Here is a 22,656-nt window from a genome sequence, read left to right as displayed (position 1 = left end):
CAATTATCGCCGCTCCGGAGGCTTCGACGCGCCACACGGCCCACGCCGCGCGCGAACATCATGCGGAGGGCAACGCCTCCGCGCCCGTCGAAACGGATGCCGCGCGCTCACGCTCCTTCAGCACCTTCTGGTCGTGACGGCGGATGTCGGGCTCGCCCTCGCGCAGCTGCGAGTACAGCGGCGCGGCGACGAACACCGTCGACCACGTGCCGACGAGGATGCCGATCAGCAGTGCGAGCGAGATGTCGCGCAGCGTGTCGGCGCCGAGCACGCCCGCACCGATGAAGAGGATCGCCGCGACGGGCAGCGCGGCCACGACGCTCGTGTTGATCGAGCGCACGAGGGTCTGGTTCACCGCGAGGTTGACCGATTCGGCGAAGGTGCGCCGGGACTCCTGGCCGTCTTCGGCGGTGTTCTCGCGGATCTTGTCGAACACCACGACGGTGTCGTACAGCGAGTACGCGAGGATCGTGAGGATACCGATCGTCGCCGCCGGGCTGATCTCGAACCCGACCGCGGCGTAGACGCCCGTCGTGACGACGAGGTCGCCGATGAGGGCGAGGATCGCCGCGAGGGACATCTTCCAGGTGCGGAAGTAGAGGGCCATGATGATGCCGGCGAGCAGGAGGAACGCGACGAGACCGACGAGCGCCTGCCTCGTGACATCTGCACCCCAACTGGGGCCGATGAACGAAGAGGTCACCTCGGACTCGGGCACGTCGTACGCCTCGGCGAGTGCGCCGGTGACCTCGTGCGAGTCGGCCTGGGTGAGCTGGTCGGTCTGCACGCGCACGCCGGTGCCGCCGACGATCGTGACGTGAACTTCGGCATCGGGTACGACCGACTGCACGGCTTCGACCGCGGGCTCAGTGGTGGCGTTGTCGACCTGTGCGATCTGGAACTGCGACCCGCCGCGGAACTCGATGCTGAAGTTGACACCCGTGAGCAGCGGCACGATGACCGACAGCAGCAGCAGGATGCCGGCGATCGTGTACCACTTCTTGCGCCCTCCGACGAAGTTGAAGGAGCGCTTGCCGGTGTAGAGGTCGTTACCGAAGGTCGTGAGACGGTTCGCCATCAGGACTCCTTCCCTTCGTCGGACGAATCGGAGGCGCCCACCGATGCGGCGGCCTTCCGTTCGGCGATGGTCTGGCGGCGCTGCGCTTCTCTGGCGGCGCCCGCGGTCTTCTTGGCCGGCTGCCCGACCGGCTTGCGGAACTCGGCACGGCCGCGGTAGACGGCGCCGAGCGCGTCGGGGTCGAGCCCCGACCACGGGTTGCCGCTCGAGAAGAAGCGGGTCTGCGCGAGCAGCTGCAGCATCGGGTGCGTGAACAGGATCACCACGACGACGTCGATGATGGTCGTGAGACCGAGCGTGTAGGCGAAGCCCTTGACGCTGCCGACGGCGAGGATGAACAGCACGACCGCCGCGAGCAGGTTGGTGGCCTTCGACGCGAGCACCGTGCGGAACGCGCGCTTCCATCCGGTCTCGACGGCGCCGACGAGCGGTCTGCCGTCGCGGAGTTCGTCTCGAACACGTTCGAAGTAGATGATGAACGAGTCGGCGGTGAAACCGATCGACACGATGAGGCCCGCGATGCCCGCGAGCGAGAGGCGATAGCCCTCGCGCCACGACAGGATCGTGATCATCAGGTAGGTGATCAGACCGACGATCACGAGCGACGCGATCGTGACCGAGCCGAGCGCCCGGTACTGGAAGAGCGTGTAGATGACCACGAGGATCAGACCGATGAGGCCCGCGATGAGGCCCGACTGCAGCTGCGAGCTGCCGAGCGTCGGCGAGATCGTCTCGGACGACTGCACCGTGAAGCTGATCGGCAGTGCGCCGAACTTCAGTTGGTCGGCGAGCGCCTTCGAGGAGGCCTGGTCGAAGCTGCCGGTGATCTGCGGGCGGCCGTCGGTGATCGCGCCGTTCATCGACGGTGCGGTGAGCACCTCGCCGTCGAGCACGAAGGCGAACTGGTCGCGGGGCGTCTGACCCTGCAGCCCGTACAGACGGGTGCTGACCGCGGCGAAGTCTTTGGTGCCCTCGCCGTCGAACACGATGTTGACGGCCCACTGGCCGGTCGACGCTCCGGTCTGGGTCTGCACCATGCCGTTGGTGGCGTCGACGATGTTCTCGCCGCTCGCCTCGACCGGGCCGAGCAGGTACTTCGCGGTGCGGGTGCGGTCGCACGTGACGAGCGGCTCGTCGGCGGGCGCGACGTTCGTGCCGGCCTCGTCGATCTTCGAGCAGTCGAAGTCGTCGAACTGCTTTTGCAGCGCCGGAGTGATCCACGACGGGTCGCTGCCGTCGGTCGGCACGGCGGTCGGCGTCGACTCGAGCTCTTCGGCCGGCTCCTCGGTCGGCGCGGCGCTCGCACTCGGGTCGATCGCGGTGTTGGTGGCGGCATCGGCGAGCAGCACGGCGCGGAGCTCGAGCTTGGCCGACTGCTCGATGCGCGCCCGGGTCTCGTCGTCGAGCTCACCGGGGATGCGGACGACGACGTTCTCGCCCTCGGTGTTGATCTCGGCTTCGGCGACGCCCGAGGCGTCGACACGCTGGCGGATGATCGACACGGCCTGGTCGAGCTGCTCTTGCGAGACGTTGGCGCCGGTCTCGACCTTCGGCGCGAGGATGATCTGCGTGCCGCCCTCGAGGTCGAGGCCGAGCTTCGGGGACCACGACCCTCCGCCCCAGATGACGCCGGCGGCGTTGATGCCGAACAACAGCGCGATGATGACACCCAGCCAGGTGAGTGATCTCCATGCCTTGCGCACGGAGGTCGGCCGGGATGACCGCTTCGATGGTGCAGCCACGTGTTCCGCTTTCTCTGCAGAGAGCCCGCGCGTCAGCGCGCGGGCCCAGCGTCGGTGTGAGTCTTAGTCGTCCGACTTCTTGGTGTCGGGCTTCTCGTCGGCGGCATCGCCGGTCGCGTCGGGCGCGGTGTCGAGACGCTCACCGAACTCGGGCTCGCCGTCGACCGGCGCAGCGTCTTCGGCGGGCCCGGCATTGGGCTCGACCACGCGCGCGATCGTCTGACGGTGCACGGTGAGGATGGTGCCGGGCGAGGTCTCGAGCAGCACCTGGTTCTCTTCTTCATCGATCGAGAGAATCGTGCCGAAGACGCCGAAGTTGGTCATCACCTTGGCGCCCGGCTGCACTTTCGACTGAAGCTGCTCGGCCTCCGCCTTCCGCTTACGGGAGTTGCGGAACATGAAGAAGATGAGCACCGCCAGGACGGCGAGCATGATGATGGTGAACGGATCGAACGTCATGAGGGGTGAAGTACCTTCCGGAGTGCGACGCGCGCACGAAGTGTCGGGGCTGAGGGGTCAGCTTCAAGGATTATAGGTCATCGATCGGAAGGGCCGTTGCCGAATCGGGTGCATCGGCGGCCAGGCCGAAGTGGCGCCACGCCGTCGGAGTCGCCATGCGGCCCCTCGGCGTTCGGGTGATGAGCCCGATGCGCACGAGGAACGGCTCGACGACCGCCTCGATCGTCTCGGCTTCTTCGCCGACCGAGACGGCGAGCGTGTTGAGCCCGACCGGGCCGCCGCCGAAGCGCGTGAGGATCATCTGCATGACGGCGCGGTCGAGACGGTCGAGGCCGAGCGGGTCGACGTCGTAGAGCTCGAGGGCCGCGCGCACCGAGCCGAGATCGGCGCGTTCGCCGTGCACGAGCGCGTAGTCGCGCACCCGGCGCAGCAGCCGGTTGGCGATGCGGGGGGTGCCCCGACAGCGGCCGGCGATCTCGGCGAGGGCGTCGTGGTCGACGTCGAGGCCCAACATCGAGCCCGCCCGCGCGAGCACCTGTTCGAGTTCGGCCTCGTCGTAGAACTCGAGGTGGGCGGTGAACCCGAAGCGGTCGCGAAGGGGGTTGGGCAGCAGCCCGGAACGCGTCGTCGCCCCGACGAGCGTGAACGGCGAGAGGTCGAGCGGCACCGAGGTCGCCCCCGCGCCCTTGCCGACCATGATGTCGATGCGGAAGTCCTCCATGGCGAGGTAGAGCATCTCTTCGGCCGACCGTGCCATGCGGTGGATCTCGTCGATGAACAGCACCTCGCCCGGCACGAGCGAACTGAGGATCGCGGCGAGGTCGCCCGCGTGCTGAATCGCCGGGCCGCTCGACATCCGCAGCGGCCGCCCGCTCTCGTGGGCGACGATCATGGCGAGCGTCGTCTTGCCGAGGCCCGGCGGGCCCGCGAGCAGGATGTGGTCGGGCGTGCGCTGCTGCAGCGTCGCCGCGGTGAGCAGCAACTGCAATTGCCCGCGCACCCGGGTCTGACCGACGAACTCGCCGAGGCTCTTCGGTCGCAGCGCCCCCTCGAAGGCGAGCTCGGCCTCTGAGGCGAGCACGGGGTCGGTCAGGTCGAGGTCGTCGCTCATCGGGCGCGCCCCGTCTGCTTCGCCGGGCCGAGCCTCGCAAGGGTCAGCCGCAGCAGGGTCGGCACCGATGCCGCCTCGAGGTCGGATGCCTCGGCGATCGTCTCATCGACGGCTTCGGCCGCGACGCGCTCCGACCAGCCGAGCCCGGTGAGGGCGGCGAGTACGCTGTCGGCTGCACCACCGGCGACGACCGGCGACTGCGGAGCCGACACGGCGGGCGCGATGAGCTTGCCGGCGAGCGAGACCGTGATGAGCTTCGCGGTCTTCGGGCCGATGCCGCTCACCTTGCGGAAGGCGGCGTCGTCTTCGCGCTGCACCGCCTCGGCGATCTGGCCGGGCGAGAGCACCGACAGCACGCCGAGGGCCGACTTCGGCCCGACGCCCGTGACGCCGATGAGCAGGTCGAAGACGTCGAGTTCGTCACGCGTGGCGAAGCCGAAGAGGGTCAGCGAGTCTTCGCGCACGACGAGGGTGGTGTGCACGGATGCCTCGTGCCCCTCGCGCATCGAGAGGGCCAGCGCCGGCGTCGTGTTGACGTGGAAACCCACGCCGCCGACGTCGATGACGACCGAACCGCCGGCGGCTGCGAGCACACGGCCGCGAAGAGAGGAGATCACCCCTTCAGCCTACGGGCGGCCCCCGACACCGACGCGGAGCGCTCGGCGGCGAGCCATGCCCGTTGCGCAGGGGTGAGCGCCGAATCCGCGCTCGCGGCATCGCCCGCACTGGCGGCGACGGCGGCCCCCGCGACGCCCCCGGTGCGCCAGGCGTGGCAGATCGCCAGGGCGAGGGCGTCGGCGGCATCCGCCGGTTTCGGCACCTCGTCGAGGCCCAGGATGCGCGCGACCATCGCCCCCACCTGCTTCTTGTCGGCGCGGCCGTACCCCGTGATGGCGGCCTTGACCTCGCTCGGCGTGTGCAGCGCGACGGGCAGCGACCGGCGCGCGGCGATCAGCATCGCCACGCCCGAGATCTGCGCGGTGCCCATGATCGTCGAGACGTCGCTGCGGGCGAACACGCGCTCGAGGGCGACCGCCTGCGGCCGGTGCTCCTCGATGATCGCCTCGAGTCCCTCGGCGATGCGCACGAGCCGGCGCGGGGTGTCGAGGTCGGCCGGCGATCGCAGCACGACGACGTCGACGAGGCGCGCCGTGCGGTTGGGCTCGACATCGACCACGCCCACGCCGCAGCGTGTGAGACCGGGGTCGATGCCGAGCACTCGCACGGCGATCGGCTAGTCCGCTTCGAGCTCGGCCTGCACCTCGGGGGTGAGGTCGAAGTTGCTGTAGATGTTCTGCACGTCGTCGCTGTCTTCGAGCGCGTCGATGAGGCGGAACACCTTGCGCGCGGTGTCGGCGTCGATCTCGATCTTGAGCGACGGCACGAATGCGGCATCGGCCGAGTCGTAGTCGATGCCGGCCTCCTGCAGCGCGGTGCGTGCGGCGACCATGTCGGACGCCTCGGTGATGACCTCGAAGGTCTCGCCCTCGTCGGTGACCTCTTCGGCGCCCGCGTCGAGCACGGCGCCGAGCACGTCGTCTTCGCTGAGGCCGTCGGTCTTGGCGACGACGATGACGCCCTTGCGTGCGAAGTTGTACGCGACGCTGCCGGGGTCGGCCATGGTGCCGCCGTTGCGGCTCATGAGCGTGCGCACCTCGGCGGCTGCGCGGTTCTTGTTGTCGGTGAGGCACTCGACGAGCAGGGCCACGCCGTTGGGGCCGTAGCCCTCGTACATGATCGTCGCGTAGTCGATCGACTCACCGGTGAGCCCCGCACCGCGCTTGATGGCGCGGTCGATGTTGTCGTTGGGAACGGAGGTCTTCTTCGCCTTCTGCACGGCGTCGACGAGCGTCGGGTTGCCCGACAGATCGGCGCCGCCCATCTTCGCGGCGACCTCGATGTTCTTGATGAGCTTCGCGAACGACTTCGCACGGCGCGAATCGATGATCGCCTTCTTGTGCTTGGTCGTCGCCCACTTGGAATGCCCGGACATGCGTCTCCTGATTCGAATCCTCGCGCGGCCGGGTCACGGCTCGCGCGCCACCATTCTAAGTCAGCTTGCAACCGGGGTCAGCGGCCCGCGCCGTCCGTGCGCTCGCCTCCCGCGCTCGACGCCGGGTGCAGCCGGCGCAGCGCCCGCTCGTAGCCGCGCCGACCGAAGAGGCGGTACGCCGCCCGCATCGGCGCAGGCAGTTCCCGCGCCATCCATGCGTCACGCTCGCCCTCCGGAACGGCCTCCATCATGAGCCCGAGCAGCAGAAAGAGGGGCAGCGGCGGCTTCTCGCTCTGCGCGTGCGCCGAGAGCTCGTCCCACTCGGCTTCGGTCAGCACGGCGTCGAGCACCGGCAGCGCCTCGCGCTCTTCGTCGGCGAGGTGTTCGGCGAGGGCGCGGTCGACCTCGTCGAGGGCGTCGGCGAGACGCCGCCCGTCGGTGGTGTCGGCGCCTGAAGCCGCCCATTCGTCGATGCACACGTCGATCTCGTCGAGCTGGTCGGAGAGCGACGCGTGCTGCTTCCGCATCAGGGCGACGTGGAGTCCGCAGGCCGGAGCCCGCTCGGTCATGCGATCCCAGAAGAAGTCGTCGTCGGCGTGGTGGTGCGTGTGCAGCAGTGCGGTGAGGCCGTGCAGGTGGCGCGCGAGGAACGCCACGCGCCGCGTGTCGCCGGGCACGACCTCGCGCACGAGGTCGGGCGCCTCACCGAAGAGCCGGCGGAAGATGCGGTGGATGAGCACGATCTCGTCGCTGCGACAGGTCGTGGCGGGTGCTTCGATCGAAGCGGGCGCGCCGGTACTGGGAAGTCGAGTGGTCATGAGAAGCCAGCGAAGCGGATGCCACGGCGCACCGCCCCCGTGTCGCCCCGCGTCTCTGCTCGGTGTCGACCCTGAACACGAGCCCCGACCGCGGTGTCTCAGCCGAGGATCTTGCGGAGGGTTCTGAGGTTGCGATTCGTCGTCGTGGGCTTGAACCGCGCCTTCGCCGTCAACTTCGAGAAGGCGCTGTCGACACCGCGTTCGCGCCGGTTGTGCCAGTAGACGACCTGGTCTCCCGCCTGGATCACGTCGTCGGCAGGGTCGAGTTCGCCCGCGGCCCCCACGAGCTCGGCGAGACTCGCGGCATCGGATCCGAACAGCACGTACGGGTGCCACCCGTCGAGCTCGGCGTCGAACGGGAAGGCCGCGACGATGCGCTCGAGTTGTTCGCGCGCCACGAGCACGATCCAGGCGTCGTAGCCGAAGCGGTCGGCCAGCGCCGCCTCGATCTGCGCTTTCAGAGCAGCGGGAGCCGCGGCATCCACCGTCTCGAATGCGACGTTGCCGCTCGCGAGCACGGTGCGCACCGCCCCGAAGCCGAGGCCTTCGAAGAGTTCGCGCAGCTCGGCCGATTTCACCGTGATGCCGCCGACGTTGACCCCGCGCAGCAGGGCGATCCATTCGCTCACGTCGCGAGCGTAGCGCGCACCGCCGACACGGGCCGGCGCGGGTCAGACGAGCGCCGGCATGCCCTCGGGGAACAGCGAGCGCTGCCACGCGGTGTACTTGCGGCGCATGAGCAGGACCCAGAGCAACCGGATCGGCGCCGGCAGGTTGCCTCGCAGCCAGGCGTCGCGTTCGCCGGCGGGCACGGCATCGATCATGAGGCCGAGCTGCAACGGCATCGCCTCCTTCGGCAACGATGCACGCCCGTGCTCGCCGATCTCGTCCCACTCGGCCTGACTCAGCACGCGCGCCGCGATGGGCACGATATCGGCCTCTTCGCGGCCGAGGTGCACACCGAGCGTCGTGCCGACATCGTCGAGCGCGGCGGCGAGCCGCTCGCCCGCCGCCGGGTCGGCGGTCGTGCGCCAGTCGGCGAGCAGCGCGTCGGCGATGTCGAGCAGCTCGGCGACCCGGGCGTGCTGCGCCTTCATCACGTCGACGTGCACGGCGCAGCCCGGCTCGCGACGCTCGAGGCGATCCCACAGCAGAAGGTCTTCGCCCTCGTGGTGGATGTGCAGCCCCTGGTCGATGAGCGCGACGGCGTCGCCGACGGCGGCGGCCCGGTCGAGGTCGCCCGCGGGCACCGATCGCACGAGATCGGGCAGCTCGCGGTAGCCCCAGCGGAAGATGCGGTGGATGAGGAGGATGTCGCCGGTGTCGCATCCGGTCTCGTCGACGACGCGGTCGTCGCCGCCGGAGCTCGGCAGTCGTCTGGTCATGTCGGCGAATGTAGGTCGCCGCTGCCGTTTCCGTATCGGTGCTCCCACTGAATCGCGGGCGTCAGACCCGTGCGCGCACCTTGCCGAGGAAGTACTCGTGGAAGCGATGCTCCCCCGTGATCTCGGGGTGGAAGCTCGTGCCGAGCAGGTTGCCCTGTTCGACGGCCACCACGCGCCCGTCGGCGAGTGACGCCAGCACCGAGGCATCCGGCCCCACCGACTCGACCACTGGACCGCGGATGAAGACCGCGTGCACCGGCACCTCGCCGAGTGCGGGCACATCGAGATCGGTCTCGAACGACTGGTTCTGCGATCCGAAGGCGTTGCGGCGCACGACGACGTCGAGGCCGCCGAGCGACTGCTGCCCCGCGATCGCGTCGAGCACGGTATCGGCGAGCATGATGAGCCCGGCGCAGGTGCCGTAGACGGGCATGCCCGCCGCGATCGCGGCCTTCAGCGGCGCCTGCAGCCCGAAGGTGCGGGCGAGCTTGTCCATGACGCTCGACTCGCCGCCGGGGATCACGAGGCCGTCGACCGCCTCGAGCTCCTCGGGGAGGCGCACGAGCGACACCTCGGCGCCGAGCGTCGCGAGCACGTGCGCGTGCTCGCGGAAGTCGCCCTGGAGTGCGAGCACCCCGACGCGGGGGCCGGCCGAGGCCGGCCCCGCATGGAGAGAACCGCTTCGCAGCTGCTCGGTCACCAGCCGCGCTCGGCGAGGCGGTGCGGAGCAGCGAGGTCGGCGACGTTGATGCCGACCATTGCCTCGCCGAGCCCGCGCGAGACCTGCGCGACGACCGAGGGGTCGTCGTAGAACGTCGTCGCCTTCACGACCGCGGCGGCACGCGCCTCGGGATTGCCCGACTTGAAGATGCCCGAGCCCACGAACACGCCGTCGGCGCCGAGCTGCATCATCATCGCGGCATCCGCGGGGGTCGCCACACCACCGGCCACGAAGAGCACGACCGGCAGCTTGCCGGTCTCTGCGACCTCGAGCACGAGCTCGTACGGCGCCTGCAGCTCTTTCGCGGCGACGTAGAGTTCGTCTTTCGTCATCGACTTGAGCGTGTTGATCTCGGAGGAGATCTTGCGGATGTGCTTCGTCGCCTCGGAGACGTCGCCCGTGCCGGCCTCGCCCTTCGAGCGGATCATCGCCGCGCCCTCGTTGATGCGGCGCAGGGCCTCACCGAGGTTCGTGGCACCGCACACGAAGGGCGTGTTGAACTGCCACTTGTCGATGTGGTTCACGTAATCGGCGGGCGAGAGCACCTCGGACTCGTCGATGTAGTCGACATCGAGCGCCTGCAGCACCTGCGCCTCGACGAAGTGGCCGATGCGGGCCTTCGCCATGACGGGGATCGAGACCTCGGCGATGATCGCGTCGATGAGGTCGGGGTCGCTCATACGGGCGACGCCGCCCTGCGAACGGATGTCGGCGGGCACGCGCTCGAGCGCCATGACGGCGACGGCGCCGGCGTCCTCGGCGATGCGCGCCTGCTCGGGGGTGACGACGTCCATGATGACGCCGCCCTTCAGCATCTCGGCGAGGCCGCGCTTGACGCGGCTCGAACCCGTTTCGGATACGGTCACAGGGGGTTCCTCTCGGACGAGCGCGCACGTGTCGCGCATCAGTACAGACCAAACAGGACTATTGTCCTAGGCCAAAAGATAGCATGGACGCAGATACGAGGAAGGGCGGTTCGACATCATCGACATCATCGGCATCGAGAGTCGCATCGAGGGCCGCTCGGCGGCCGAGATCGCCGACAGCCTGCGCACGCTCATCGAGCGCGGCGCGCTTCGGCCCGGTGACGCACTGCCTCCGGTGCGGGCGCTCGCCGAGCATCTCGGCGTCAATCGCAACACCGCCGTCTCGGCTTATCGGCAACTCACGAACGCCGGCGTCGTCATCACGCTCGGCCGCGGCGGCACAAGGGTGGCCGGCGCCTCGACCGTCGCACAAGAGGGGTTCGCCGCCGACACCGCGCTCCGCGACATCGGCACGGGCAACCCCGACCCGTCGCGCATCCCCGACCCCTCGCCCGCCCTCGCGAGCATCGCCCGGCGCCCCGTGCTCTACGGCGAGCCGGTCATCGACCCAGGGCTCGCACGGTGGGCGCACGACTGGATGAGCGCCGACCTGCCTGCAGAGACCCCGATCCGCATCACGGTCACGAGCGGTGCCGCCGACGCCGTCGAGCGGTTGCTCGCGCAGGCGCTGACCCGCGACGACGCCGTCGCGCTCGAAGACCCGTGCTTCCTCACGAGCATCCACACCGTGCGCGTCGCGGGGTACCGCCCCGTGCCCGTGCCGATCGACGACGAGGGCATGACGGTCGCCGGGCTCCGGGCCGCGCTCGAACAGGGTGTCCGCGCCGTCATCTGCACACCGCGCGCCCAGAACCCGACGGGGGCGAGCCTCACCGAGCGGCGCGCGGCGGAGCTCCGCGAGGTGCTCCGCGAGCATCCGTACGTGCTCGTCATCGAAGACGACCACTACTCGCTGCTCTCGCAACTGCCGTACCACTCGCTCATCGGCCCCGAACACCGGCGCTGGGCGCTCGTGCGCTCGGTCTCGAAGTTCCTCGGCCCCGACATGTGCCTCGCCGTCACCGCCTCCGACCCCGAGACCGCCGACCGGCTCGCGATGCGACTGACCCCCGGCACGACGTGGGTGAGCCATCTGCTGCAGCGGCTCGTGCACGCGCTCGCGACCGATGCCGATGTGGCCGCGGGTATTCGGGCCGCCGGCGCGCACTACGCGGCCCGAAACGCGGCTTTCGCCGATCTGCTCGCGGCCGAGGGCATCACGATCCGCCCGGGCGACGGACTGAACCTCTGGGTTCCGCTCGGCGTGCCCGCCCGCGGCGTGACCGAGCAGCTCATGCGACGCGGCTGGCTGGCGCGGCCCGGCGACGAGTTCGCGTTGGGCGACAGCGCGACATCCGATCGCCTGCGCCTGACCGTGCACGATCTCACCGACGCCGATCTGCAGAAGCTGGCCGCCGATCTCGGGGCGTCCGTGCGCGCCGTGCGGGAGGCGTCACGGGTGCTCGGCGGAGCGCGCGCGGCAGAGGTGCGATGATCGATCGGTGAAGATTCTCTCGATCCAGTCCGCGGTCGCCTACGGTCACGTCGGCAATTCCGCCGCCGTCTTCCCCCTGCAGCGCATCGGCGTCGAAGTGCTGCCGGTGTACACCGTCAACTTCTCGAACCACACCGGCTACGGCGCCTGGCGCGGGCCGCTGATCAGCCCCGACGATGTTCGCGACGTCATCACGGGCATCGAAGAGCGCGGAGTGCTGCCGCAGATCGACGTCGTGCTCTCGGGCTATCAGGGCGGCGAGGGCATCGCCGACGTCATCCTCGACGCGGTCGCGCGGGTCAAGGCCGTGAATCCAGCGGCCGTCTACGCCTGCGACCCGGTCATGGGCAATGCGAAATCCGGATGTTTCGTGGCCCCCGCCATCCCGATCCTGCTGCGCGACCGCGTGGTGCCGGCGGCCGACATCATCACGCCCAACCAGTTCGAACTCGGCTTCCTCACCGAGACCGAGCCCGACACGCTCGAGTCGACGCTCGCGTCGGTCGACCTGGTGCGCGCGACCGGGCCGAGCACGGTGCTCGTGACGAGTGTCGAGCGCCCCGACCGCGAAGCGGGCACGATCGAGATGCTCGCCGTCGACGACGCCGGCGCCTGGATCGTGCAGACCCCGAAGCTGCCGATGAAGGCGAACGGCTCGGGCGACGTCACGGCGGCGCTGTTCACGGCGCACTACCGCCGCACCGGCAGCGCGGCCGACGCGCTCGCGCGCACGACCTCGAGCGTCTTCGACCTGCTCTCGCTCACACAGGAGTCGGGCGATCGCGAGCTGCAGCTCGTCGAGGCGCAGGAGGCCTACGCGAACCCGCGCATGCAGTTCACCGTGCGCCAGGTGCGCTGAGCTCCGGTGGTCGAGTAGCGACGCAGGAGCGTATCGAGACCCCGTCACCGGATCTCGATACGGCCCTGGCGGGCCTACTCGATCACCGAGTAGGCCAGGCCTCGGCGATCTCCTGACGCACCTCGCCGAGCAGGCGCGGCAGCGCCTTCGTGCCGGCGATGATCGGGAAGAAGTTCGAATCGAGCGCCCAGCGCGGAACGATGTGCTGGTGCAGGTGCTCGGCGATGCCCGCGCCCGCGATGCGACCCTGGTTCATGCCGATGTTGAACCCGTCGCACTTCGAGACCTGCTTCACGACCCGCATCGCGATCTGCGTGAGTTCGCCGATCTCGGCGACCTCTTCGGGCGTCGCATCGTCGTACGTCGCGACGTGGCGGTAGGGGCAGACCAGCAGGTGCCCGCTGTTGTACGGGAAGAGGTTCAGCAGCACGTAGGCGTGCGTGCCGCGCGCGACGATGAGCGACTGCTCGTCGCTCATCTCGGGGGCGCGGCAGAACGGGCAGCTGTGTTCGTCGGGCTGCTGCCCGTTCTGGATGTACACGAGCCGGTGCGGCGTCCACAGGCGTTGAAACGCGTCGGGAACGCCGGCGAGGTCGGCCGCGGCATCCGTCGGCACGCCGTCGAACTCGTCGGGCTGGTACGCGCTCATGCGAACAGATCGTCGCGCGTGACGACCTGGCGACGCTCCTCGATGACCCGCGTGATGCGCTCGATCGCCTCGGGGATCGCGACGCCGTTCTCTTGAGTGCCGTCGCGGAAGCGGAAGCTGACCGTCTCACCCGAGCGGTCGTTCTCGCCGGCGATGAGCTGGAACGGCACCTTCTGGGTGGTGTGCGTGCGGATCTTCTTCTGCATGCGGTCGTCGCTCACGTCGAGTTCGGCGCGGACGCCGGCGCCCTTCAACTGCTCGATGATCGCGCCGAGGTAGGGCGCGAAGTCTTCGGCGACGGGGATGCCCACGACCTGCACCGGCGCGAGCCACACCGGGAATGCGCCCGCGTAGTGCTCGAGCAGGATCGCGAAGAAGCGCTCGATCGACCCGAACAGCGCACGGTGGATCATGATCGGGCGCTTCTTCTGGCCGTCCTTGTCGGTGAACTCGAGGCCGAAGCGCTCTGGCAGGTTCGGGTCGACCTGCACCGTCGAGAGCTGCCAGGTGCGGCCGATCGCGTCACGGGTCTTGAGGTCGATCTTCGGGCCGTAGAACGCGGCCTCGCCGGGCATCTCGGTGAGCTTGAGCCCGCTCGAGCGGGCGACGTTGCGGAGCGCGTTCGTCGAGTACTCCCAGAACTCGTCGGAGCCGATCCACTTGTCTTTCTCGTCGTCGCGCATCGAGAGCTCGAGTTCGAAGTCGTCGAGGCCGAAGTCGCGCAGCATCGAGATGACGAACTCGATGACCTTGGTCGCCTCCTCTTCGAGCTGGTCGGGAGTGACGAAGAGGTGCGAATCGTCTTGAGTGAAGCCGCGCACGCGGGTCAGGCCATGCAGGGCACCGGAGAGCTCGTTGCGATACACGGTGCCGTTCTCGGCCAGCCGCATCGGCAGGTCGCGGTAGCTGCGACCGCGCTCCTTGTAGATGAGGATGTGCATCGGGCAGTTCATCGGCTTCAGGTAGTAGTCCTGGCCCTGCTTGGTGATGTTGCCCTCGGCGTCGCGCTCCTCGTCCATCACGATGGGCGGGAACATGCCCTCCTTGTAGGTGACGAGGTGGTTCGAGGTGAGGAACAGGTCCTCCTTCGAGATGTGCGGCGTGTACACGTAGGTGTAGCCGCCCTCGATGTGGCGACGACGCGCGTGCTGCTCCATCTCCATGCGCACGACCCCGCCGCGCGGGTGCCAGACCGAGAGGCCCGAGCCGATCTCCTCGGGGAAGCTGAAGAGGTCGAGGTCGCGACCGAGCTTGCGGTGGTCGCGGCGCGCAGCCTCTTCGAGGCGGTGCTGGTATGCGCGCAGCTCGTCTTTCGTGGGCCACGCGGTGCCGTAGATGCGCTGCAGCTGCGGGTTCTTCTCCGAGCCGCGCCAGTAGGCCGCGGCGATGCGGGTCAGCGACCAGCCGTTGCCGATCATGCGGGTGTTCGGCAGGTGCGGGCCGCGGCAGAGGTCCTTCCAGACGGTCTCACCGGTCTTCGGGTCGACGTTGTCGTAGATCGTGAGCTCGCCGGCGCCGACCTCGACGGACTCGTGGTCGTCACCGCTGCCTGCCCCGTGCCCGGCTGAACCCTTGAGGCCGATCAGTTCGAGCTTGTACGGCTCGTTCGCGAGCTCGGCCCGCGCCTCGTCGTCGGTGACGACGCGGCGCATGAAGCGCTGGCCGGCACGGATGATTCGAGACATCTCCTTGTCGAGCGCCTTGAGGTCTTCGGGCGTGAACGGCTCGGCGACGTCGAAGTCGTAGTAGAAGCCGTCGGTGACGGGCGGACCGATGCCGAGCTTCGCCTCGGGGTTGATCGACTGCACCGCCTGCGCGAGCACATGCGCAGCCGAGTGGCGGAGGATGTTCAAGCCGTCGGGCGAGTCGATCGTGACGGGTTCGACCACGTCGGCCTCCGTGACCGTCGCGGCGAGGTCCTTGAGCTCGCCGTTGACGCGCATCGCGACAACGGAACGGTCGGTGAAGAGCTCGAAGCCGTCAGCCACCTGGATCCACTCCTTGAATAGGGTCTACAGAACCCTTCAACTGTAGTCGCCGCGACCGAAGCCGATCAGCACCTCGGGGCTACCCCTGAGACGGCTGTCGCCGATCAGTTTTAGAGTCTTCCTCATGAACGAGACATCGAAACTGGACGACGCCCGAAGCGAGTTCGACGAGCGAGTCGTCGAACTCGCGGACTTCGAACCCGACATCCGCCTCGAGGAGTGGGCGGAGAAGTACCGCCTCGGCGAACTCGTGCTCGGCCCGATCTTCTGGGCGCCGATCGACGTCCTCTCCCCCGTGCACACCGTCGGCAAGGGGCGCACGAACCTCACGCTCATCCGCCCGACGATCGTGCAGACCGACGCCGCCACGCCCTACGCCGGCTTCGACCGCCGCGAGTCGCCGACCCGCAACCCCGCGGTCTCGATCCACTTCGAGCCGGCCGCCTACGGCATCACCGGTGCGGGCACCTACGTCTGCACGTTCTCGGTGGAGTCGGGCGGTCCGGTGACGCTCAACGCCGACGGCTATGCAGCGGGAGGAACCGTCGTCGGTGCCGGCCCCAGGAGCGTGACCGGCAAGCAGACGGTGAGCATCACCCTGAAGAATCTCCCCGCCTCCGGCGGCTCGGCGTCCGTCGAGCAGACCGCGGGTGCATCGTGGTCGTGGTACTCGACGCGCATCAGCTACCCGCCGCTCGTGTTCGAGCAGGTCGGGTGACCGCATCCCGCGCAGTGCGCAGCACCGACGAACGCACCCGGGAAACGACGAAAGCCCCGGCGATGCCGGGGCCTTCTTGTGGTGGGCGATACTGGGATCGAACCAGTGACCTCTTCCGTGTCAGGGAAGCGCGCTACCGCTGCGCCAATCGCCCAAGTCGAGAATGGAAGTTCTCAGCTTGGAGGTGGATACGGGATTCGAACCCGTGTATACGGCTTTGCAGGCCGCTGCCTCGCCTCTCGGCCAATCCACCGTGTCTGGGTTCACCACCAAAAGAACAGGAACCGGGCTTTCGCCCGATCCTGATCAGAGCGGATGACGAGATTCGAACTCGCGACCCTCACCTTGGCAAGGTGATGCGCTACCACTGCGCCACATCCGCGTTGCTCGCATTTCTGCGTGCAGGAAGACTCTAACTGATTCCCTGAACGATTCACAAACTGACGGGGTCGAGCGGCGGATTCGCGCTGATCACGGGTCGATTCCGACCCCGCTTCCCGGGCGTGTCGAGGCCGTTCGACGGCCGTGCGAGACCACCCCAGCGGCCTGCGCTCCGCTCGATGTGCAATCACCCGCTTCGGTCGGCTAGTATCGAATCCGCGGTCACCGCGTGTGACCGCGAATCCCACATGGGCGATTGGCGCAGCTGGTAGCGCGCTTCCTTCACACGGAAGAGGTCGTCGGTTCGAGCCCGGCATCGCCCACGAAAGCCCCCACTCCACTGGGGGCTTTCTTCATTTCAGGCCGGCGGATGGCGCGGCCGCGCGCATCCCGTGGAGCCGAGATCCGCGTGTCCTTCGATTCAGGAGTCGGCGCAACGTCGCCGTCAGCGCCAGCCGTATCGCGCATCGAGCGCAGCCGCGACTCGCCCGTAGCGCTCGGTGTCGAGCGAGGCCGCCTCGCGGCGCATGCCGCCCGCGCGCACCCGGAAGACCCGATCGATGCGCGCCCAGCTCGGGCGACCCTCGCCGTCCCATGCGCCGGTGCCGAGCGACACGAAGTCGCGATCGCCGTCGTGCGCCTTGCTCGTCAGTTGCACCGCCAGGTAGTCGCCGGCACCGGATGCGGCCACGACGACGACTGGCCGGTCTTTTCCGCGCCCGTCGTTCTCTTCGTATGGCACCCAGGTCCAGACGACCTCGCCCGGATCGGGCTCGCCGTCGTGCGACGGCGAGTACCCCAGGGAGACGCCGCGGAGGCGCCGAGGATCGACCTCGATCGTGGCCGACTCACCCGCCTGCCCCGGCGACAGCATGTCGGTCGAGATCGACGCCTGCGCCGAGGCATCCACCGTTCGAGTCGTGCTGCCGGCCCGCGACCGTGACCGGCCCGTTGACGAACCAGACGGACCCGACGAACCAGACGAACCCGACGACCGTGACGGCCCGCCGCTGAGCAATTGGCCGACGGCGCGGAGAAGGGCGGTGAGGAAGCGGCTGGTGTCTGACACACCGGCACACTACCCCACCGCCCGCGCGACCCTTCGACAGGCTCAGAGACCGAGGCCGAGACCGCCGACGGAGCGGAGAACGCTCAGACGGTCTCGAGCTTGTACGCGTCCTCGCCGTGCAGCACGGTGTCGACGCCCGCGATCTCGTCTTCACCTGTCACGCGGAAGCCCATCGTCTTCTGGATGACGGTGCCGATGACGAAGGCGAGCACGAACGAGTACGCCAGCACAGTGAAGGCCGCGATGGCCTGCACCATGAGCTGCGTGGGGTCGCCGCTGTAGACGAGGCCCGTGCCGTTCGCGAAGAAGCCGAGGTAGAGCGTGCCGATGAGGCCGCCGACGAGGTGGATGCCCACGACGTCGAGCGAGTCGTCGAAGCCGAACTTGAACTTCAGATCGATCGCGAGGGCGCAGACGGCTCCGGCGATGAGGCCGAGCACGATCGCCCAGCCGGGCGTGAGCGAGGCGCAGGCCGGGGTGATCGCCACGAGACCGGCCACCGCACCGGAGGCGGCGCCGACCGACGTGGGCTTGCCGTCCTTGATCTTCTCGACGAACAGCCACGCCAACAGTGCCGCTGCGGGAGCCGCGAGGGTGTTGACCCAGGCGAGGGCCGCGGTGCCGTCGGCTGCGAGCTCGGAGCCCGCGTTGAAGCCGAACCAGCCGAACCACAGCAGACCCGCGCCGAGGAGCACGAACGGCGGGTTGTGCGGCACGTGAGCACCCTTCGAGAAGCCCACGCGCTTGCCGAGCACGAGCGCCAGGGCCAGCGCTGCTGCGCCGGCGTTGATGTGCACCGCGGTGCCACCGGCGAAGTCGATGACGCCGACGCCGAAGGCCTCCTGCATGCCGAAGGTGGTCCAGCCGCCGTAGGCGAACGAGCCGTCGTCGGCGAGGCCGAAGTTGAACACCCAGCTCGCGACCGGGAAGTAGACGATCGTCGCCCAGATCGCGGCGAAGACCATCCACGCGCCGAACTTGGCGCGGTCGGCGATCGCGCCCGAGATGAGCGCGACCGTGATGATCGCGAACGTCGCCTGGAAGGCCACGAAGGCGAGCGGCGGGTACGCAGCGCCCTCCGGCGTCTCGAGCAGGCTCGTCAGGCCGATGGCCGACCAGTCGATGGACCAGGGTGCGACGAGGCCCTCGGAACCGGGGAAGGCGATCGCGTAGCCGTACAGCACCCACAGCACGCCGATGAGGCCGATCGCGCCGAAGCTCATCATCATCATGCTGATGACGCTCTTCGCCTTGACGAGTCCGCCGTAGAAGAATGCGAGTCCGGGGGTCATGAGCAGCACCAGGGCCGCCATGATCAACAGGAACGCGGTGTTGCCTTGATCCATCTCGAACCTCTCTCAGGAGTACAGGCAGGGGAACCTGTGCCGCCAAGTTTCACGAGTGGAGGTTTCGATCGGGTCGGTCTGGTGTTTCGCGCCTGTTACGTGCGGGGCCTGCAGGTAAACAGCGCGTTTCCGAGTGCCGCCGAGTGGCTGCGAGAATGTTCGAAAAGCTGAGAGAACGATGGATGCCGCGTGGCGCGGCTCAGTCGTGCGGCGGCAGCTCGCCCGTGGTCAGCGCGATCATGCGCGACATCGCACGCAGGTACTTCTTGCGGTAGCCGCCCGACATCATGTCACCGCCGAAGACCTCGTCGAGCGGCAGACCGCTCGCGATGATCGGCACCTCGGCGTCGTAGACGCGGTCGATGAAGGCGACGAGCCGGAGCGCCGCGTTCTGGTCGGTGAGTTCGTGCACGCCCTCGAGGGCGATGAACTCGAGCCCCGTGACGAGCTTGACGTACTTCGAGGGGTGCACCGTCGCGAGGTGCGCGATGAGGGCGTCGAATCCGTCGAGCGAGACCTGGTGGCCGTGCGCAGCGAGCGCCGCCGCCGTGCGCGCGACGTCTGCGTCGCCCGCGAGGGACTCGGCGTGGCCCTCGGTGTCGCGCCGGCGGTAGTCGAGCCCGTCGATGCGCAGCGTCTCGAAGTTCGACGACAGGGCATGGATCTCGCGGAGGAAGTCGGAGGCGGCGAAGCGCCCCTCGCCGAGCGCGTTCGGCGGCGTATTGGATGTCGCGGCGACACGCGTGCCGCCGGCCATGAGTTCGCCGAGGAACCGGGTCATGAGCATCGTGTCGCCCGGGTCGTCGAGTTCGAACTCGTCGATGCAGATGAGCTTCGCGCCGCGCAGCAGCTCGATCGCCGGCTGGTACCCGAGTGCGCCGACGAGCGCCGTGTACTCGATGAAGGTGCCGAAGTACTTCGGCCCGTGCGCGACGTGCCAGAGCGCCGCGAGCAAGTGGGTCTTGCCGACACCGAAGCCGCCGTCGAGGTAGACGCCCGGCAGCTCGATGCGCGCGGGGCGCTTGCGCGAGAAGAAGCCGCCGGGGCGCTGCGCTGCACGCCAGGCGCCCGCGAACTCCTTCAGGCGGTCGAGTGCCGCCTGCTGCGACGGGAAGTCGGGATCTGGGCGGTACGACTCGAACGAGGCATGCTCGAACTGCGGCGGCGGCGAGAGCTCGGCGGCGATCTCGGCACCCGAGATCGTCGGGTTCCGCTCGACGAGACGGATGAGTGGCTGGCTCGATGCCGTGGTCATGCTGGAGGAGCTCCCGGTGTGCATCTGTTGCAACGGATGACAGGGCTTGTGACTTCGCTCCGTGCGACGCGTAGATTCGAGGTGGACAGGAGATCAGCCTAGTCCGCTCCCCCGAACACCCCCGCCCGATCAGGCTCCTCAGGAGGCACCCATGTCCGCCGAGTTCGACACCACGGCGAAGCTCGCCGAGTACGCGCACCCCGAGCGTCTCGTCACCACCGAATGGCTCGCCGAACACCTCGGCGAACCCGGGCTGGTCGTCGTCGAATCCGACGAGGACGTGCTGCTCTACGAGACCGGTCACATCCCCGGCGCCGTGAAGATCGACTGGCACCTCGACCTCAACGACCCGGTCGTGCGCGACTACGTCGACGGCGAGCAGTTCGCCGCGCTGCTCGGCTCGAAGGGCATCGCCCGCGACACGACCGTCGTGATCTACGGCGACAAGAGCAACTGGTGGGCCGCATACGCCCTCTGGGTCTTCACCCTGTTCGGGCACAAAGACGTGCGCCTGCTCGACGGCGGCCGCGACCTCTGGATCGCAGAGGGCCGAGAACTCACGACGGCCGCACCCGAGGTGACGCCCGTCGAGTACCCGGTCGTCGAGCGCGACGACAGCGTCGTGCGCGCCTACAAAGACGACGTGCTCGCCCACTTCGGCAACCCGCTCGTCGACGTGCGCTCTCCCGAGGAGTACAACGGCGAGCGCACGACCGCACCCGCCTATCCCGAAGAGGGCGCCCTGCGAGCGGGTCACATCCCCACCGCGGCATCCGTGCCCTGGGCGCGCGCTGCGGCCGCCGACGGCACGTTCAAGCCGCGCGCCGAACTCGACGCGATCTACCGCGACGAGATCGGCCTCGCCGACGGCGACGACATCATCGCCTACTGCCGCATCGGCGAGCGATCGAGCCACACCTGGTTCGTGCTGAACCACCTGCTCGGCTTCGAGAAGGTGCGCAACTACGACGGCTCGTGGACCGAGTGGGGCAGCGCCGTGCGCGTGCCGATCGTCACGGGCGACGCACGCGGCGAGGCGCCCGCCCGCTGATGATCGACGGGCGGGGGCGCCGCACGACATGGGAGAATGGATCCCGATGAACACGACGACCCTGCCCGCACGACTCGCCGAGACCCGCGACGACTTCCTCGCCCTCGGCGTGCGCGACCGCCTGCAACTGCTGCTCGAGTTCTCGAACGAACTGCCCCAGCTGCCCGAGCGCTACGCCGACCACCCCGACCTGTTCGAACGGGTGGAAGAGTGCCAGTCGCCGGTGTTCATCTTCGTCGAGGTGGTCGACGGGCGAGTGCATCTCTTCGCGACGGCGCCGGCCGAGTCGCCGACCACGCGGGGGTTCGCCTCGATCCTCGTGCAGGGGCTCGACGGGCTGACCGCCGACGAGGTGCTCGACGTGCCCGCCGACTACCCGCAGTCACTCGGTCTCGGCGAGGCCGTCTCACCGCTGCGCGTGCGCGGCATGACGGGCATGCTCGGTCGCATCAAGCGGCAGGTGCGCGAGCGCGTCACGGCCTGACGTCGCTCCGGCGTTCGAGCCACGAGCGCACGAGACCCGTCCATCGCTCGGGCTCGGCGTTCCAGAGCTTCGTGTGCCGGGCCCCCTCGAACTCCTCGTACTCGATGAGATCGGGCCTGGCGGCGGCGAAGCGGCGCGACCCGTCGATCGGCACGAAGCCGTCGTCGACGCTGTGCATGAGCAGCATCGGCACCTCGAACTCGTCGGCGCGGGCGACGGGGTCGAGTTCGTCGACGTCGATCGGGGCGCCGACGCCGGTCAGGCTGCCGGCGATCGGAGCGCCGAGCAGGCCCGCCACGAGGTCGCCGAGTTCGGGCGGCAGATTGTAGAGCTGGCCCTGGAAGCGCAGGATGTCGGCCCAGTCGATCGCCGGCGAGTCGAGCATCACGCCCACGAGCCGCTCGCGCACCTCTGCCGAGCGCAGCACCGCCTGCAGCGAGATCGCACCGCCCATCGACCAGCCCATGAGCACGATCTGCTCGGCCCCGTGTTCGAGGGCGAATCGGGTCGCGGCGACCACGTCGCCCCATTCGGTGCCGCCGAGGCCGTACTTGCGGTCTTCGCTCTCTGGGGCCTCGCCGTCGTTGCGGTACGAGATGAGCAAGGAGTTCCAGCCCGCCTCTCGGGCGGGCGGCACCGCGCGCAGGGCTTCGGTTCGTTTCGCACCGCGACCGTGCACCTGGATCACCCAGCGCGCCGAGGCATCCGTCGTCGGAATGTACCAGGCGGGGGCCGGGCCGAGCTCGGTCTCGATCACGACGTTGTCGTAGGGCACGTCGAGCTCCCACGGACCGAGGTGGTACCAGCCGTCGATGCGGCCGCGGGTCGCACGGTCGAGACGCCCGAAGTCGACCGACTCGATGCTGCGACGCACGTCGCGCTCGCCGTCGTCGACGACGTCGCCGATACGGGCGTGACCGGCATCGCGGTCGAACCAGAGCCCGTAGCGGCCGGGCATGCGCGTCTCGTCGGAGGGGGCGAGCGTGATCTCACCGGCGGCGAGGTCGACGCGAGTGATGCGCACATCCTCTTCGCGCTTCTCGGGCGGCGTGACGACCTTGCGCGCGAAGTAGACCGCTGCAGCGGCGGTCGCGGCCCCGATCGTCAGGGCGACGAGCCCGACGGCACCCGCAGCGAGGCCGATCGTTGCAACTGCACCACGCTTGCGACGCATCCGTATCCCTTCGA

The 22,656-nt window shown here is 68.9% G+C and carries 23 protein-coding genes and 4 tRNA genes; 6 read left to right on the top strand and 21 right to left on the bottom strand.

Annotated features, from left to right (window positions below):
* Positions 1-58: 58 nt before the first annotated feature.
* The 12 genes from secF to pdxS all read right to left on the bottom strand — a co-directional run bounded on the left by secF (position 59) and on the right by pdxS (position 10,212).
* Positions 59-1,078, bottom strand: coding sequence for a protein translocase subunit SecF (secF, locus tag ACWGST_RS01385; RefSeq protein WP_452044838.1), 1,020 nt, complete (start codon positions 1,076-1,078; stop codon positions 59-61).
* On the bottom strand, positions 1,078-2,820 hold the full coding sequence (gene secD, locus ACWGST_RS01380) for a protein translocase subunit SecD (RefSeq protein ID WP_452044837.1): 1,743 nt from the start codon (positions 2,818-2,820) through the stop codon (positions 1,078-1,080). Before secD ends, secF begins: the two co-directional genes overlap by 1 nt.
* 63 nt (positions 2,821-2,883) lie before the next feature.
* A complete protein-coding gene (gene yajC / locus ACWGST_RS01375; RefSeq protein WP_452044836.1) occupies positions 2,884-3,279 on the bottom strand; it encodes a preprotein translocase subunit YajC in 396 nt (131 codons plus the stop codon).
* A 70-nt stretch (positions 3,280-3,349) separates the two neighbouring features.
* Positions 3,350-4,390: a Holliday junction branch migration DNA helicase RuvB gene (gene ruvB / locus ACWGST_RS01370; protein WP_452044835.1), complete on the bottom strand. Its 1,041-nt coding sequence runs from the start codon at positions 4,388-4,390 to the stop codon at positions 3,350-3,352.
* Positions 4,387-5,007, bottom strand: a complete 621-nt coding sequence (gene ruvA, locus ACWGST_RS01365) for a Holliday junction branch migration protein RuvA (RefSeq protein ID WP_452044834.1) — start codon at positions 5,005-5,007, stop codon at positions 4,387-4,389. The genes ruvB and ruvA overlap by 4 nt, the downstream gene beginning before the upstream one ends.
* Complete coding sequence (gene ruvC, locus ACWGST_RS01360) at positions 5,004-5,615, bottom strand: crossover junction endodeoxyribonuclease RuvC (protein ID WP_452044833.1); 612 nt, start codon at positions 5,613-5,615, stop codon at positions 5,004-5,006. Before ruvC ends, ruvA begins: the two co-directional genes overlap by 4 nt.
* 9 nt (positions 5,616-5,624) lie before the next feature.
* A complete protein-coding gene (locus ACWGST_RS01355; protein WP_452044832.1) occupies positions 5,625-6,383 on the bottom strand; it encodes a YebC/PmpR family DNA-binding transcriptional regulator in 759 nt (252 codons plus the stop codon).
* Positions 6,384-6,460: 77 nt separating this feature from the next.
* Positions 6,461-7,201: a hemerythrin domain-containing protein gene (locus ACWGST_RS01350; RefSeq protein ID WP_452044831.1), complete on the bottom strand. Its 741-nt coding sequence runs from the start codon at positions 7,199-7,201 to the stop codon at positions 6,461-6,463.
* Between the two features lie 98 nt (positions 7,202-7,299).
* Entirely contained in the window at positions 7,300-7,830 is a 531-nt protein-coding gene (locus tag ACWGST_RS01345; protein WP_452044830.1) for a DUF1697 domain-containing protein, read from the bottom strand.
* A 42-nt stretch (positions 7,831-7,872) separates the two neighbouring features.
* The gene (locus ACWGST_RS01340) at positions 7,873-8,586 is read right to left on the bottom strand and encodes a hemerythrin domain-containing protein (protein ID WP_452044829.1); all 714 of its coding nucleotides are present in this window, start codon (positions 8,584-8,586) and stop codon (positions 7,873-7,875) included.
* A 61-nt stretch (positions 8,587-8,647) separates the two neighbouring features.
* On the bottom strand, positions 8,648-9,286 hold the full coding sequence (pdxT, locus tag ACWGST_RS01335) for a pyridoxal 5'-phosphate synthase glutaminase subunit PdxT (protein WP_452044828.1): 639 nt from the start codon (positions 9,284-9,286) through the stop codon (positions 8,648-8,650).
* The gene (gene pdxS / locus ACWGST_RS01330; protein WP_452044827.1) at positions 9,283-10,212 is read right to left on the bottom strand and encodes a pyridoxal 5'-phosphate synthase lyase subunit PdxS; all 930 of its coding nucleotides are present in this window, start codon (positions 10,210-10,212) and stop codon (positions 9,283-9,285) included. The genes pdxT and pdxS overlap by 4 nt, the downstream gene beginning before the upstream one ends.
* A 94-nt stretch (positions 10,213-10,306) precedes the next feature.
* Between pdxS and ACWGST_RS01325 the strand changes: the two genes are divergently transcribed.
* Both ACWGST_RS01325 and pdxY read left to right on the top strand, forming a co-directional pair.
* Positions 10,307-11,668, top strand: a complete 1,362-nt coding sequence (locus ACWGST_RS01325; protein ID WP_452044898.1) for an aminotransferase class I/II-fold pyridoxal phosphate-dependent enzyme — start codon at positions 10,307-10,309, stop codon at positions 11,666-11,668.
* A gap of 7 nt (positions 11,669-11,675) precedes the next feature.
* Positions 11,676-12,527 (top strand): pyridoxal kinase PdxY, encoded by an 852-nt coding sequence (gene pdxY / locus ACWGST_RS01320; protein ID WP_452044826.1) that lies wholly within the window; start codon positions 11,676-11,678, stop codon positions 12,525-12,527.
* Between the two features lie 82 nt (positions 12,528-12,609).
* Here pdxY and ACWGST_RS01315 read toward each other — a convergent pair whose 3' ends face one another.
* Both ACWGST_RS01315 and thrS read right to left on the bottom strand, forming a co-directional pair.
* A complete protein-coding gene (locus ACWGST_RS01315; RefSeq protein WP_452044825.1) occupies positions 12,610-13,176 on the bottom strand; it encodes an HIT family protein in 567 nt (188 codons plus the stop codon).
* On the bottom strand, positions 13,173-15,119 hold the full coding sequence (gene thrS, locus ACWGST_RS01310; RefSeq protein WP_452044897.1) for a threonine--tRNA ligase: 1,947 nt from the start codon (positions 15,117-15,119) through the stop codon (positions 13,173-13,175). Before thrS ends, ACWGST_RS01315 begins: the two co-directional genes overlap by 4 nt.
* 169 nt (positions 15,120-15,288) lie before the next feature.
* Between thrS and ACWGST_RS01305 the strand changes: the two genes are divergently transcribed.
* Positions 15,289-15,882, top strand: a complete 594-nt coding sequence (locus tag ACWGST_RS01305; RefSeq protein WP_452044824.1) for a hypothetical protein — start codon at positions 15,289-15,291, stop codon at positions 15,880-15,882.
* 79 nt (positions 15,883-15,961) lie between these two features.
* On the opposite strand, the gene ACWGST_RS01300 is transcribed toward ACWGST_RS01305, so the two are convergent.
* The 3 genes from ACWGST_RS01300 to ACWGST_RS01290 all read right to left on the bottom strand — a co-directional run bounded on the left by ACWGST_RS01300 (position 15,962) and on the right by ACWGST_RS01290 (position 16,264).
* Positions 15,962-16,036, bottom strand: a tRNA-Val gene (locus tag ACWGST_RS01300).
* Positions 16,037-16,061: 25 nt separating this feature from the next.
* Positions 16,062-16,135 (bottom strand) — tRNA-Cys (locus tag ACWGST_RS01295).
* Positions 16,136-16,192: 57 nt separating this feature from the next.
* Positions 16,193-16,264 (bottom strand) — tRNA-Gly (locus ACWGST_RS01290).
* A gap of 249 nt (positions 16,265-16,513) precedes the next feature.
* Here ACWGST_RS01290 and ACWGST_RS01285 point away from each other — a divergent pair.
* Positions 16,514-16,586, top strand: a tRNA-Val gene (locus ACWGST_RS01285).
* A 122-nt stretch (positions 16,587-16,708) separates the two neighbouring features.
* Here ACWGST_RS01285 and ACWGST_RS01280 read toward each other — a convergent pair.
* The 3 genes from ACWGST_RS01280 to zapE form a co-directional block, all read right to left on the bottom strand.
* Positions 16,709-17,173, bottom strand: coding sequence for a type II toxin-antitoxin system PemK/MazF family toxin (locus ACWGST_RS01280; RefSeq protein ID WP_452044823.1), 465 nt, complete (start codon positions 17,171-17,173; stop codon positions 16,709-16,711).
* Positions 17,174-17,415: 242 nt separating this feature from the next.
* Positions 17,416-18,678, bottom strand: coding sequence for an ammonium transporter (locus ACWGST_RS01275; protein WP_452044822.1), 1,263 nt, complete (start codon positions 18,676-18,678; stop codon positions 17,416-17,418).
* Between the two features lie 199 nt (positions 18,679-18,877).
* A complete protein-coding gene (zapE, locus tag ACWGST_RS01270) occupies positions 18,878-19,933 on the bottom strand; it encodes a cell division protein ZapE (RefSeq protein WP_452044821.1) in 1,056 nt (351 codons plus the stop codon).
* A gap of 151 nt (positions 19,934-20,084) precedes the next feature.
* Between zapE and ACWGST_RS01265 the strand changes: the two genes are divergently transcribed.
* The gene (locus tag ACWGST_RS01265) at positions 20,085-20,984 is read left to right on the top strand and encodes a sulfurtransferase (RefSeq protein ID WP_452044820.1); all 900 of its coding nucleotides are present in this window, start codon (positions 20,085-20,087) and stop codon (positions 20,982-20,984) included.
* Between the two features lie 46 nt (positions 20,985-21,030).
* Positions 21,031-21,468, top strand: coding sequence for a SufE family protein (locus tag ACWGST_RS01260; RefSeq protein ID WP_452044819.1), 438 nt, complete (start codon positions 21,031-21,033; stop codon positions 21,466-21,468).
* Here ACWGST_RS01260 and ACWGST_RS01255 read toward each other — a convergent pair.
* Positions 21,458-22,642, bottom strand: coding sequence for an alpha/beta hydrolase family protein (locus tag ACWGST_RS01255; protein WP_452044818.1), 1,185 nt, complete (start codon positions 22,640-22,642; stop codon positions 21,458-21,460). The two genes, ACWGST_RS01260 and ACWGST_RS01255, sit on opposite strands and share 11 nt — an antisense overlap.
* Positions 22,643-22,656 lie beyond the last annotated feature (14 nt).

Source organism: Agromyces sp. NPDC055520 (genome assembly GCF_053619715.1).
This window is presented reverse-complemented; position numbering and strand designations above follow the sequence as displayed.